Origin of the sequence: Trinickia soli (assembly GCF_002879855.1) — a bacterium.
GTDB classification, from domain to species: Bacteria; Pseudomonadota; Gammaproteobacteria; order Burkholderiales; family Burkholderiaceae; genus Trinickia; species Trinickia soli.
In genome coordinates, this window is record NZ_PNYB01000008.1 from 1 (window position 1) to 13,827 (window position 13,827).

10 protein-coding genes are annotated in these 13,827 nt (G+C 62.7%); 4 read left to right on the plus strand and 6 right to left on the minus strand.

Annotation, left to right across the window (positions count from 1 at the left end):
- The 4 genes from C0Z19_RS10965 to C0Z19_RS10980 form a co-directional block, all read right to left on the minus strand.
- The coding region (locus tag C0Z19_RS10965; protein WP_102610066.1) for a sensor histidine kinase at nucleotides 1–1,309 on the minus strand (1,309 nt) is incomplete at its 3' end.
- A gap of 122 nt (nucleotides 1,310–1,431) precedes the next feature.
- Nucleotides 1,432–2,292, minus strand: a complete 861-nt coding sequence (locus C0Z19_RS10970; RefSeq protein WP_102609864.1) for an ABC transporter permease — start codon at nucleotides 2,290–2,292, stop codon at nucleotides 1,432–1,434.
- 37 nt (nucleotides 2,293–2,329) lie between these two features.
- Nucleotides 2,330–3,127 (minus strand): ABC transporter ATP-binding protein, encoded by a 798-nt coding sequence (locus C0Z19_RS10975; RefSeq protein WP_102609865.1) that lies wholly within the window; start codon nucleotides 3,125–3,127, stop codon nucleotides 2,330–2,332.
- 114 nt (nucleotides 3,128–3,241) lie between these two features.
- A complete protein-coding gene (locus tag C0Z19_RS10980) occupies nucleotides 3,242–4,195 on the minus strand; it encodes an ABC transporter substrate-binding protein (RefSeq protein ID WP_425330244.1) in 954 nt (317 codons plus the stop codon).
- Between the two features lie 380 nt (nucleotides 4,196–4,575).
- On the opposite strand from C0Z19_RS10980, the gene C0Z19_RS10985 reads away from it, so the two are divergent.
- The gene (locus C0Z19_RS10985) at nucleotides 4,576–5,889 is read left to right on the plus strand and encodes an APC family permease (RefSeq protein WP_102609867.1); all 1,314 of its coding nucleotides are present in this window, start codon (nucleotides 4,576–4,578) and stop codon (nucleotides 5,887–5,889) included.
- Between the two features lie 50 nt (nucleotides 5,890–5,939).
- Here C0Z19_RS10985 and C0Z19_RS10990 read toward each other — a convergent pair whose 3' ends face one another.
- Nucleotides 5,940–7,340: an alkaline phosphatase family protein gene (locus C0Z19_RS10990; protein WP_233196093.1), complete on the minus strand. Its 1,401-nt coding sequence runs from the start codon at nucleotides 7,338–7,340 to the stop codon at nucleotides 5,940–5,942.
- A gap of 431 nt (nucleotides 7,341–7,771) precedes the next feature.
- On the opposite strand from C0Z19_RS10990, the gene C0Z19_RS10995 reads away from it, so the two are divergent.
- The 3 genes from C0Z19_RS10995 to C0Z19_RS11005 all read left to right on the plus strand — a co-directional run bounded on the left by C0Z19_RS10995 (nucleotide 7,772) and on the right by C0Z19_RS11005 (nucleotide 12,178).
- Nucleotides 7,772–9,733: a TonB-dependent receptor plug domain-containing protein gene (locus tag C0Z19_RS10995; RefSeq protein WP_483409864.1), complete on the plus strand. Its 1,962-nt coding sequence runs from the start codon at nucleotides 7,772–7,774 to the stop codon at nucleotides 9,731–9,733.
- Between the two features lie 94 nt (nucleotides 9,734–9,827).
- Nucleotides 9,828–10,283, plus strand: a complete 456-nt coding sequence (locus C0Z19_RS11000) for a YfiR family protein (protein WP_158242967.1) — start codon at nucleotides 9,828–9,830, stop codon at nucleotides 10,281–10,283.
- Nucleotides 10,280–12,178 (plus strand): bifunctional diguanylate cyclase/phosphodiesterase, encoded by a 1,899-nt coding sequence (locus C0Z19_RS11005; RefSeq protein WP_102609869.1) that lies wholly within the window; start codon nucleotides 10,280–10,282, stop codon nucleotides 12,176–12,178. Before C0Z19_RS11000 ends, C0Z19_RS11005 begins: the two co-directional genes overlap by 4 nt.
- 19 nt (nucleotides 12,179–12,197) lie before the next feature.
- Here C0Z19_RS11005 and C0Z19_RS11010 read toward each other — a convergent pair whose 3' ends face one another.
- Entirely contained in the window at nucleotides 12,198–13,493 is a 1,296-nt protein-coding gene (locus C0Z19_RS11010) for a hypothetical protein (RefSeq protein WP_102610069.1), read from the minus strand.
- Nucleotides 13,494–13,827: the final 334 nt, after the last annotated feature.

The following is a 13,827-nucleotide window of genomic DNA, read 5'->3' on the forward strand; positions in this document are numbered from 1 at the left end:
GTGCGACTCCGACCGTCCCGCCATGCGACTGCGCAATGCGCTGCACGATCGACAGGCCGAGGCCCGTGCCCTCGACGTTCGTCATGCCGCGATAGAACCGCTCGAATACATGCGCGCGTATTTCGGCCGGGATACCCGGTCCATTATCGACGACTTCAAGGACGACCTCGTCGCCCTCGCGTCGGCATCGGGCCGTGACGGAACCGCCTTCCTGCGTATATCGAATCGCGTTGTCGACGAGATTGGCGACGAGCGCCGTCAACAACTGCTCATTGCCGGCGACGCGCGCCTCATCCTGAAGCTCGGCCCCGAGATCGATCTCACGACGCTGCGCGGCCAGGATCAGCTCTTCGAGCACGGACGACACCACCTGCGTCATATCGACGGCGACGTTGCGGGACGGCGCCGATTCGGCACGCGCCAGCAACAACAATTGATTCGTGATTTCGGTCATCTTGCGGCTCGTGCGATGAATGCCCGCAAGCGCATCGGACAATGCAGGCTCGTCGTCCACACATTGGCGCGCACACTGCACCTGCGTGTCGAGCAATGTCAGCGGCGTGCGCAACTGATGGGCGGCATCGGCAATGAACTGCCGCTGCGTGCTCGCGTGAACCTTGAGCCGGGCGATGCATTGATTGATCGCATCGACGATCGGCCGCAGCTCCGTCGGCAGATGATCCACGCGAACCGGTTCAAGCTCCATCGGGTCGCGATCGGCCACGTCTTCCTTCAATTTCATGAGCGGCCTCAGCTCGCTCGTCAGACCGATCAGCACCAACAATACCGCCAGCAACAGCATCAGCCCCTGCCGCACCAGTTGCGGATGCCACAACTGCGCGAGCATGCCTTTGCGCGATGCCTGGGTCTTGGCGACAACGACCACGACCGGCAACGCCTCGCCCGAATTGTAGAGTTGACGCCTGAAGGCAACGGCGCGAATCGATTCTCCGTCGAGCGTGGTGTCGTAGAAAACGGGATACGTGTCGTGCGCACCTTCCGGCAGAGCGAGTTCGGGCGAACCGCCCAACAGGCGATCGCCGTCGGCTACGACCTTGTAGAAAACGTGATCCTGATAAGGCGACTCGAACATTTCGAGCGCGGCGGGCGGAATCTTGGCCGTGAGGTCCCCGTTATTCCATTCGACGTCCTCGCCGATCGTACGCGCCGACGCGAGCAGCTGGCTGTCTTGCAGCAAAGCGGCCGTTTGCCGCGAGGCATCGTACGCCATCACTCCGGCCACGAGCATGAACGCCGCAAGCGGCAACAGCACCCACCAGAGCAAGCGGGCGCGCAGACTATGCATCATCGATCGACGCCCCTCTATGTCCTTCGGCCCGTGCGCGCTCGACGCCCGGGGCGTCGGCGCGGCACGAGCCGGCCAGATCATTGTTCGCGCCATACCACGGCGCGATACCGTTCAACGCTGCATCAAAACGCGGCGGGTCTCCATTTCAACAGCCGCTTTTCAATTCTGGTCAACAAGAAGTCGGTCGTCAACGCCACGACGGCCAGCACGATCATTGCCGCGAACACGCCACTTGCGTTGAACGCCCCCTGTGCGGTCGAGATCAACAAGCCGATGCCCTGCTTCGAACCGAGGAATTCGCCGACGACCGCACCGACGAGCGCGAAGCCGAAGCTGACATGCAGGCTCGCCAGAATCCACGAGAGCGCCGACGGGATAACGACGGCCGTCGTCAATTGCCGCTTCGATGCGCCGAGAATCTGCGCATTGGCGATCATGTAACGGTCGGCTTCGCGCACGCCCTGGAACGCATTGCCGAACACGACGAAGAACACCATGACGACCGCGAGCGCCACCTTCGACGCCATCCCCAGGCCCAGCGCAATCACGAACACCGAGCCGAGCACGACACGGGGGATCGAGTTGGCGATCTGAATGTAGAGACTGAAGACATCGGACATCAATTTGTTGCGCCCGAGCACGACGCCGCAGATGACGCCGGCAACCGAGCCGATCGCGAAGCCGATCATCGTTTCTTCGAGCGTCACCCACACTTGCACGAGCAGCGGACCTTGCGAGGTGCCGTTGACGAACCAATCGACGATCTGCGCGAAGATCAGCGACGGCATCGAGAAGAAAAACGGATCGATCCACTTCAAGCGCCCCGCGACTTCCCAGCCGCCGAGCCATACCACGAGCACAAGCAGCCGCAGGCCGATGATCAACGCACGCCGTTGGCGCAACCTGCGCTGCGCCGTTTTTTCAACTTCGGCGAGCGACGGATCGACAAGGCTCGCTGTGGGTTGTTCGAAGGTAGTCGCCATGATAGTAGCCATTCTCAATTCGTTCCGGTCATTCCAGTCAGGCAATCTGCACTTCTTCGCGCAGGTCGTGCCAAATATCGCGCGAGAGCTCGATGAAGCGCTGCTCATAGCGAATTTCCGAGGTGATGCGTGGACGCGGAAGGTCGATTTCATAGACCTTCTTCAGCGTCGCCGGGCGTGCCGTCAGCACGAACACGCGATCGGCAAGCGCAATCGCTTCTTCGAGATCGTGCGTCACGAAGACGACCGATCCCTTGTTCGCCGACCACAACTGCAGCAACTCGTCTTGCATCAGCGTACGCGTTTGCATGTCGAGCGCCGAAAACGGTTCGTCCATCAACAGGATCTCGGGCTTATTGATGAACGTCTGGGCCAATGCAACGCGTTTGCGCATGCCGCCCGAAAGCTGGTGCGGATAATGATTGCCGAATTTTTCGAGGCCGACGCGGCGCAGCCATTCATTGGCCTCTTCGTACGCGGCGGCTTTCGAGCGACCGCGGAACAGCGGACCGGCCGCGACGTTATGGAGCACCGTGCGCCAGGGAAAAACGGCATCGGCCTGAAACACGAAGCCGATGCGCGGGTCGATACCGTTGACGGGATGGCCCATGACGCGCACGCTGCCGGTCGTCGGCTTGAGCAGACCCGTGATCATGCTGAGCGTCGTCGATTTGCCGCAGCCCGTCGGGCCGACCACGGCGATGAATTCGCCCTTGGCGACCGACATGCTGAAATCGCGCAATGCGATCGTCGCTTTGCCGTCGGGCGAGATGAAGCGGCACGACACCGAGTCGAACTCGATGACGGGTACGTCCTGAGAAGCAGCGTGGTTCATTGAAGCATCCAAGCAATTTGAGGGGGCGCCCGTACCGCGGCGCCCTGGTACGGCGGGGGTTATTTCTTGCGTTAGAGAGGGACAGGCATTGCAGCCCGCCCCTTCGGACAGCCGTTACTTCGCGGCAACGAACTCGTTCGTGTACGTCTTCGACAGATCGACGTGCTTGCCCTTCACAGCCGGGTTGAAGCCCGAGAGCACCTTGAGCACCGTCTCCGGACCGTCAGCCGGCATCTTGCCGTCGACCGTATACATCGGCAGCGACGCCTTCAGCGCATTCACGTAGAGCGTCTTGTCCTTCTGATAGTCGGCCGGCATCTTGGCCGCGATTTCATCCGCGCTGTGTGTGTGGATGAACTGCATCGTCCGCACGAACGCATGGGCGAGCTTCGCCGCTTCAGCCTTGTGCGAATCGGCCCACGCAGACTGCACGTACAGGCTCGACGCCGGGTAAGTGCCACCCAGCGCGGCCTTCGTGCCTTCGACCGAGCGCATGTCGACGAGCACCTTGGCGTCGCCCGTCTGCAGCAGCTTCGAGACGGTCGGCTCGGTCGTCATGCCTGCATCGATGCGCGACTGCTTGACCGCCGCGATGAAGCTGGCATCGGCGCCGACAGGCAGCATCGTGTATTGCGACGCGGGGATGCCGTGCTGGCTCGCGAGGAATTGCGTGAGGAAGCTCGTCGAGGAGCCGAGGCCCGTGACGCCGAGCGTCTTGCCTTTGACGTCGGCCATCGATTTGAGCGAATCCGCGGCTTTGGTCGACACCATCTCGACTTCGCCCGGCACCTGACCGAAGACGACGATCGCCTTGACGTCCTTGCCCTTCGTCTGCAGGTCGATCGTGTGATCGTAAAAGCCGACGACCGCCTGCACGGCGCCCGCGAGCAACTCGTTCTCGGCGTCGACGCCGGCCGGCTGCGACAGCAGCTCGACGTCAAGCCCTTCGTCCTTGAAGTAACCCAGTTGTTCGGTCAGCTTCGCCGGGAGATAGATGAGCTTGGTGATGCCCCCTACCATGATCGTGATCTTGCCGTTATCGGCGGCCATCGCACCGTGGGAAGCCATGCCGAACAAAACGGCGGAAGCGAGAGCGAAACTGCGGATTTTCCGCGACATCGGTTGCATGCGAGCGTCTCCTCATTTATGTCGGCCTCGTCTGGGCCGGGTTACATCGATGGAGCGATTCTAGGTGGGGCAATCCTTCTCGATCCTTTCACCACCGGGGGCCACATATCGGGGATTACCATGACGCATTGCGGTGAGGCGTGCACCAATTCGACCCATTCCCGCGCCGCACGAGCTCATGCGCGGCGAACTCAGCCCAAGCCCTGCGCATTTGCATGAGCCATTTCCCCGATACATGACACCATCTGTCATGTATCGCGGATTATAACGATCACAACGACGACGCACGTCGCGTCGATCCTGGAGAAGCCAGACACCCCATGAGCACTTCGACACACGCCAACGGGCAGCGACACCCGGCCCCGCATGGTCGTCTCACCGTACTTCAAGGCGCCGCGCTTTATGTAGGCGCCGTGCTGGGCACCGGCGTCATTGCCCTGCCCGCGTTGGCCGCGAAAGTTGCCGGCCCGGCGTCGCTACTCGCCTGGGTCGCGCTCGTCCTCCTTTCGGCGCCGCTTGCCGCCACCTTTGCCGCATTAGGCGGGCGCTACCCCGACGCGGGCGGCGTCGCCACTTACGCGCGTCAGGCGTTCGGCGCGCGCGCATCGGCCATCGTCGGTTGGTGCTTCTATTTCGCCGTGCCAGCGGGCGCTCCGGCCGGCGCCATGTTCGCGGGCGCCTACGTCGCCGCGGCGTTCGGTGGAGGCGAGCAAACCGTGCTGTTGACCTGCGCCGGCCTCATCGCGATTGTCACGGTCGCCAACGCCCTCGGCGTGACGGTGTCAGGTCGGATGCAACTCGTGCTCGCCACGCTGCTCGCGGCGTTGCTGCTGACGGCCGTCGCCGCTTCGGCGCCGTACGCGCATGCCGATAACCTGCGGCCGTTCGCGCCGCACGGCTGGCTGGCCGTCGTGCCGGCCGCTGCGCTGCTGGTCTGGAGCTTCGCCGGTTGGGAAGCCATCACGCATCTGGCCGGCGAGTTCCGGCACCCTTCGCGCGACCTTCCACTCGCATCGGGCATCGCGGTGGTCGTGGTCGGCGCGCTCTATCTGGCCGTCGCGCTCGCGAGCGTGCTCGTGCTGGGGCCATCGGCCGGCGACACCGCGGCGCCGCTTGCCGAGTTGCTCGCGGTCGGCGTCGGCGGCAATGTCCGCATGTTGGCGGCCGCGGCCGCGCTGCTGCTCACGCTCGGCACGATGAACGCCTACTTCGCGGGCGCGGCCAAGCTCGGCGCAGCGCTCGGGCGCGACGGCGCGCTGCCGGCGTGGCTCGCCGCCGGCAGCATGGCGGGGGACGTGCCCCGTCGCAGCCTGGCTCTCGTATCGGGCTTGACGGCGCTTGTCACATGCGCGGTTGCGCTCGCTCACATAGGTCCCAAACCGCTTGTGCTGATGACGACGGGTTCGTTCGTCACCGTCTATGCCATCGGCTGTGCAGCGGCGCTGCGCTTGCTGCCGCGCGGCACCGCAGCGCATCGGTGCGCGCAATGCGCGTTCGTCTGCGTCGTGGCGCTTTGTCTCGCGACCGGTTGGTTTCTGCTTTGGCCGCTGGTCATGAGCTGCTGCGCGCTGCTCTATCTGCGGGTCAATCGCCGGCGCGAAGCGCGGGCGGCCGTCAGGTGCGACGCACCATGACCGGCCCTCGTATCAGCCGCCGATTCGCCCGACCCAATGCCCCGCTCGCCTCAAGCCACCCCCGCTGCGATCGCTGCGGGCCAGCGCAGCGCTCGGAACGCTGCCACGCTGCCGCCGGTCTTCGCGGCGTTGGCCGTGGCAGCAGCGGGCAATGCATGTGGGCACGGATGAATATCGCCGGCCTTGCGTGGGACGGACAAGGTCAGCAGTGACGACAGATCGGCCGCGCCCGCGAAGCGCGGCGTATCGATGAGCGGCACTGCGCTCGCAGGCACAATCTTCGCCAACGTCTTGGCTATCGACGCATGATCGTAAAACGTGTGGTCGATCGTGGCCTGCTTGATGTAGGGCGACACGACGACGGCCGGCACACGCAGGCCGAAACGATCGAATCGAAAGCCGCGCCTGGTCAACGGTGTCGGCGTAGCGGGCGCGAGCGTAGGCATGCCGGCCACGTGTGCCGGATCGGGAATCACATGATCGAAGAAGCCGCCATGCTCGTCGAAGACGATCAACAACAGGCTTTGCTCCCAATACGGCGACGAGACAACCGCGTTGTAGACGCGTTCGACGAGTGCCTCCCCTGAACGCACGTCGCCGCACGGATGCATCGAGTCGCCGTTCTCGAAGTTGCCGACCGGATCGTAGTGCGGCTCGATAAAAACGAAATCCGCGTCGAGATTGCCGCTTGCCAGCGAAGAGAAAAAGTCCTCGTGCCCGACGAAGCGATCCGCATGTGCGTCGGCGCCTTTGATCGCCCACGACTGCGGAATATCGCCGTGCGCGACGAGCCACTGCCCGGGTGCAAGCCGCGTGAACAACGAATCTTTGCCGTTGCCGTATTTCGCCCCGTCGAACAGGCTCGCCTCGATCGAACCGAGCTCGCTCGGCGAATGATCGAGGCCCCACGAGGTCGCGGCCAAAGCGAAAAAACGATTGGGCCATGTGGGCCCGGGCACCGAAGAGAACCAACGATCGCAGACGGCGAATTGCTGCGCAAGGAAGTTGAGCACCGGGAGTTGATCGGGTGTGAAGCAGCGCATCGCCGACGCCGCGTCATAGCCGTGCGCCTCCATGTCGCGCGCAAAGCCCAGATCGTTCGCGCCCGCGGCACAGGCTGGGTACGCGCCATTCGTGAGGCCCGCCGAATCGTCGCGCGCGCAGGTCGCGAACGCGCGGCTGTCGCTCGGCGCCGTCAGTTGCACGAGCGCATCGGTGAACTCGTGGCCCGGATCGAACGCAAGCCGGAACGGCGCACCCTGCCCGACCGGATAGACAGCGCCCGATGCGCCCGCGTTCGAAAATGGCGGCTTGCCGAGCAGGCCGTCGGCCTGCGTCGGCGTACCGGCCGGCGTCCATCCGCGAAAATCCGACCAACCGAACAGGTTGTCGTACGAGCGATTCTCCAACATCAAAACAAACATCTTTTTGATATTCAGGACTGCCGACATTTTGTTCTCCGCATTTCGACGAACGATGACGTCACCGCTTTTCCCAAAGCGGCGTTCGAAGAAGCAGCGTCGCCCCCCCATTGCAACGGCGGCCGGCGCGATCGGGAATTATGGATCAGCGATAGTGCGAATGCCACTGGTACTATGCTGCGCCGCACCGGCACGAACTACTACGTCGTCGGCCCCTGCCAATGAAGCTGCCACGTCGCGTAGCACAAGCGGCGCAATGGCTTCGCACTTCCTAGTCCACCTGACCGCGCTCGTCAAGCTGGGGCGAGCGCCCCTCAAGCTTTGCATTGGAACGCCGATAAAGAGGCAGGCTCACGACAGACGATGAGTCACCGCTTTCTCCTTGCTCCATGCTTTCGGAACGTACTATTCGCAGACCTGATCCGCACCCGTTATGCTGTCTTGCGCTCGTAATCTCGATTGTGTTCGCGACGACCAGCGTTCGTGCCGCCACCGACGCGGACGCGGCATCGGCCAACGTCCCGATCGATCTCGCTTCGATGCCCCTGGAGGCATTGATGCAGGTAAAAGTCAGAACTGCCTCGTTATTCAGTCAGTCCGTCGCCGACGCGCCCGCGGCGGTGGTCGTGTTGACAGCCAAGGACATTCAGGCGTTCGGCTGGCGCACGCTCGCCGATGCCCTGGGTTCGCTGCCGGGCGTGTACACGACCTACGATCGCACCTACTCGTACCTCGGCGCGCGCGGCTTTCAGCGGCCCGGCGATTACAACAGCCGCTTCCTGCTGTTGATCGACGGTATGCGCGTGAACGATTCGGTGTTCGATCAGGCCCCGATCGGCGACGACTTTCCGCTCGACATGGATCTCGTCGAGCGCATCGAATATGTGCCTGGCCCCGGCTCGGCCATCTATGGGTCGAACGCGTTGTTCGGCGTGATCAACGTGGTCACGAAAAAAGGCAGCGACGTCAACGGCGCGCAAGCCGCGGCATCGGTCGGCAGCTTCGGCGAAAAGCGGGCGCGCGCCACATACGGATGGCATGGCGAACGCGGCGCGGATCTCGTCCTGTCGGCCAGCTCATACGTCCGCAATGGGCAGGATCTCTACTACCCCGAATTCGCTACGCCCGATCAAAACAACGGCATCGCGCAAGGGCTTGACTACGACCGCGCGCAACAGTTGTTTGCAAAATTCGCGTACGAGGGCTTTAGAATCAGCGCGGGTTACGGCAATCGCACGAAGGGCGTGCCGACGGCGCCCTACCAGGCGCTGTTCAACGCGCCACAAAGCACGACCGATACGCACAGCTTCATCGATGCAACCTATAGCCATGCCATCGCGAGCGGGGTTGAAATCGCGTCGGAAGTCTATTGGGAGCGCTACGACTACCACAGCGTCGGCTTGTTCGGTGCGCCCCCGCTCGCCAATTTCGACGGCGACAAGGCGATCTGGTATGGCGCCGACGTGCATGCCACGCTCACCTCGGTGCCGCGCAACAAGCTCGTTTTCGGTGTCAGCGCGATGCGCGACGCACGCCGCAATCAGTTCAACTACAACATCGATCCGTATCAACAGATCCTCGACGATCGACGCAGCAGCAATTCGATCGGCGTCTATGCCGAAGATGAGATCCAATTGCCTTGGCGGTTCACATTGAACGCGGGGCTGCGCGTGGACCGGGAAAGCGCCTCCGGAACGAACGTCAGCCCGCGCCTCGCGTTGAACTACAAGCCGACCGACGCCGACACGTTCAAGCTTCTGTATGGGCAGGCCTATCGCGCGCCCAACGCGTACGAACTGTATTACACCATCCTTGGCGCGGGCGGCCAGCTCGGCAATCCGTCGCTGAAGCCTGAGCGCATCACGACGACCGAATTTGTCTACGACCGGGCGCTCGGCGAAAACGCGCACGCAACCGTATCGCTATTCCACTACGATGCGCGCGACCTCATCACCGAAACGCTCGATCCATCGGGACTCTACGTCTTCGACAATGTGGCCCGTGCCGAAGCGCGCGGCATCGAACTCGCCTACGAGCAACACATCGCGTCGTTCGCCACGATCCGCGCGAGCTATTCATGGCAGATCGCCCGCGACGGCGAGACGGGGGCCGTGTTGCAAAACTCGCCACGGCATCTGGGCAAACTCAACGTCACGGTGCCGCTGTTTCACCATGCCGCGCGCCTCGGCGCCGAAGTGCGATGCGAATCGGCGCGATTGGCCGAAGCGGGTTCGGCGGCCGGATTCTGTCTCGGCAACGTAACGATCGGCAGCGAGCGCCTGATTCCGCACGCCGACGTATCGTTCTCGGTCTACAACGTCACCGATAAACGGTACGCGGACCCGGCCGGGCCGAACTTCACGCAGAATGTGATCCCGCAGCAAAGCCGGACCTTGCTGCTCAAGCTCGTCTACGGTTTCTGACATGCGAGCCACGCGATCTCGACTGAGTCTTGCCGGGGCGTGCGCATGCGCCATGGCGGCCTGCGCATGTATCGGGATGCGAGCGCACGCGCAGGTGGATCTGTACTCACTCGAAGCGGCTTACATCTATAACTTCACGGAGTTCACCGAATGGCCGGCCGCTCGTTCAGCCGGCGGCGTACTTGCCGTCTGCGCCAATCCCCGCACCGAGCTGGGTGCCGCACTGTCCAAGCTGGACGGACGAGTGGTCTCGGGGCGAACCTGGCAAGTTCAGCCTGTACCGGAAGGCACTGAAATCGGTACGTGCAACGTGCTTATCGTCGATGACGCCGCTTCGAACGCCGCCATCAAATCGGCGAGCGCACGCGACGTACCGATCCTCGTCGTGCGCGCGGCCGATGTCGACACCGGCGACGGCGACGGCTCCTATATCGTTACGCTGACGCGTGAGGGCGATCGGCTTCGCTTCGACATCGACAATAAGGAGGCAGTACGCCGCCACCTCGGGCTCAGCTCGAAGCTGCTCCGCCTGGCAAGGAACGTCACATGAAGCACAGCGGACATCACGGCCCGAGCCCGATGAAGGAAATGGCGCGCATCAAGCTCGCCGGGTTCGGCGTCGCCTTGCTCGTCTCGGGTCTCGTCTTGTTGCTCTACCAAGCGCTTTCGCTGCGCTCGGCGCTGACTGCCGACGCCAACGTGCAGGCCGACATGATCGCCGACAACGTCGCGGCCGCCCTCATGTTCGACGACTCGAAATCGGCGCAGGAGGTGCTGCGCTCGCTGCGCAAAGTGCCCTATGTCGAAAGCGCCGGCATCTATACGATCGACGGCAAACGCTTCGCGACTTATGCGCGCCCGGGCCTCGCCAGCGCCGAACTGTTCGAAGCCAACCCTGACAAAGTGAAGCCGACGAAGCGGCGTCTGTCGTTCGACGACGTCTTCGTGGCCGCAAGCATCGTGCAAAACGGCAAGCCACTCGGCTCGGTCGTCGTCGTGGCCACCACCCAGAAGATGATCCAGGAACTGCTGCATTACGCGGCGTTCATTGTTGGCGCATCGCTTTGCGCGCTGTGGATTGCGTTCGTGGTGACGTCGCGGATGAGCGCCCGCATCGCTCAGGCCGAGAAGAAGCTCGAATACCTGGCCTCGACCGATCCACTGACGGGGCTGCCAAACCGGCGTGCGTTCTATGACGAATTGAACGAACGGCTGCAACGTGGAGCAAACGCGTGCTCGCGCGCCGCTTTGATCCTCGTCGATCTCGACGATTTCAAAACCGTCAACGACACGCTCGGTCACGGCGCCGGAGACGAACTGCTCAAGCACGTCGCCGTCGCGCTGCGACAAAGCGTACGGATGGCCGATCTCGTGAGCCGGATCGGCGGCGATGAGTTCGCCGTGCTGGTCACGATCGCAAAAGAAAAAGCCGAAGGAATACGGACAGCCGAACGGATTGCGCGCGCCCTTGCGCGCCCCTTCGATCTACCGCGGGCAAGCGTCGTCGCGAGCGCAAGCGTGGGCGTGAGCGTGTTTCCCGACGACGCGATCGATGTCGCCTCGCTCGTCAGCAGCGCCGACATCGCGCTCTATGCGGCAAAAGGCGTAGGTAAGAACGCAGCCGTGGAATTTCACCCGAGCATGACCGTCGAAGCGCGCAGACGCGCACGGCTTGAGACGGAGCTGCGCAAGGCGATCGAAACGGATGCGCTGCATCTCGTCTATCAGCCCCAGTTCGAATGCCGCACAGGTCGTCTGCTCGGCGCGGAGGCTCTGGCGCGCTGGGTTCACCCGGTCGACGGCGAAATTGCGCCAAGCGAATTCGTCGCTGTCGCCGAAGATAGCGATCTGATTGTGGCGCTTGGCCAATGGGTGCTGAGGCGAGCCTGTCGCGACGCAGCACGCTGGAATGCGGAGCAAGGCGTCGAGATTCATGTGGCCGTCAACGTGTCGGCACGCCAATTGCGGCAAGCGCAGTTCAGCGAAGATGTTAAGGCGGTGCTCGCCGAAAGTGGCCTTTCTCCGCATCTGCTCGAACTCGAGCTGACCGAGAGCCAACTGATGGCGAATATGACCGCCGGCGTTGATGCGATGCGCCGACTTCGCGCGGCAGGCATCCGCTTATCGCTCGACGATTTCGGAACGGGCTACTCGTCCCTGTCGTACCTGCAGTCCTTCCCGGTCAACAACCTGAAGATCGATCGTGCCTTTATCAAGCCATTGCCGCAAGCGGGACAGCCGATCGTCACGGCCATCATTTCAATGGCCCACAGCTTCGGCATTGCCGTCGTCGCCGAGGGCGTCGAAGATCCGGCGCAACTGGCCTGGCTCAGCGATGCAGGCTGCGATATCGTGCAGGGTTACCTGACAGGCAGACCGATGTCGCTCGAAGCCGTCACCCTGCTGTTGTCCAGCGAATGCGAGGACCCGGAGCCGCTCGTATGAAGCCTCGTCAAACGGCCTGCTACAGATCGGCGTTCGATGCCGTAAATGCGCTGAACGCCGTATGGGTCGGATCGATCGGTGCAAGGTCGTTCATCACGATACCGAACGTCTGATCGCCGCTGATCAAGTCGTAATACATCACCGCCTGTATCCCTTCGTTCTTGCGCGCCGCGTAAAAGCGCTGCAGTTTTTGTTTGACGTAGTCCGCACGGAATTGCTCGCTTTCCTCCGGCGCCGCGTTCCACTCGGTAATCATGAACGGCACGCCGTAGCGCGCCTTGCAATAGGCCGGCAAATTGAAGCCCGGACCTGCACCGTCGATCCCGATCGCGAAGATGTCGCCGTACGGCTGATAGTTGTGCCAGGTCGTGATGTCCCAGCGCATCTTGCGATAGCCACCCGAACCGTCCGGCTGCTCGCCGTCCCACAACAGGTCCGATGCGCCAATGTCGGCCACGGTGAAGTTCACTGCGCACTTCGCGCTGGGCTGCACCGACTTGACGCCGTCGATCATCCCTTGAATCGCGCCGCGCAGAATCGGCCAGTTCGTGTTGTTGAAATCGTGGGGGCCGGTGCCTGCCTGCCGCGAATCGAGAATGATCGCCCTGTCGCGCGTGAGCTCGTTGCCGCACTCGTACATCGTGATGCCGTGAGGCGCCAATGCTTTCGCAACGGCCGCCGCGCCCGCACGATTCGCGATATAGGCGTCGTGCTCGCTGGCGTACAGGTTACCGTGACCGTCGCGCAACCCGTAGTTCAACAGCGGCAGCAGCGTGAAGCCGACTTGCCGGAATGCATCGGCCAATGCGATCACCGGCTTCAGTTGTGCATCGACGGCGACGCAGCCGACCCGATAGCTTGTGCAACCGAGCGCTTGCAACGCCGCGATGATCTGCTGCGGCGTGAGCGCGTAATCGTAGTGACCGTTGATGCCGTAAAACGCACCGCTTGGCACGCTCATCGGCGTGCGCGGATCCCTGCACGGCAGCCAGCGATTGGCCCACGTCATGACGTAAAACTGACCGCCCGTCCCGCGCTGATAAATCATGCCTCCATACCAAAGCAAAAGGCTCACGTTGTAAGAGTCCTTGTCTTTCACACCATTTTTGTAGACGAATCCATTGCGAGTAGTCCATACGTTACCGAGTCGATCGACGATCGACGTAGCGGAAGGAATGACCGTGCCGTCAACGGATGGCGCCGCAACATTGCTTGTTGCGAAAGCTTCGTCTGCGCCTGCGCCACTCAATGCAACGAGTACTTGGCCGCCGGCGATGGCGGCCATCTGGCCCAGGAATCGACGTCTCTTGGTGATCACGTAAAAGCCTCCATGGCGAATAAACAGGGTTAGGTACGACCCTTGCGAGGTCGGCCGTTCTGACCTGTTGTCAGCCGAAAGAGTTCGACGTAATTTTGAATTTTCTGCCGGACGTTCTGGTACTTTTTGCTCGACAGCCCTGTCTGATTCGCTTCGATCGGCCAGATGGCTGGCGTGCATGTGTGCGTCAAGGCTGCATCGTTTTCGGCCCGTCTCCGCTTGCGCAGGGGTGTGCGGCCACTCGTTGATCGATGCGCCGACCTGACCCGTGCATCGCATGGTGCATTCGTATGGACGGCGTATCATGCGTCAATTCTCCAAGCACCATCGC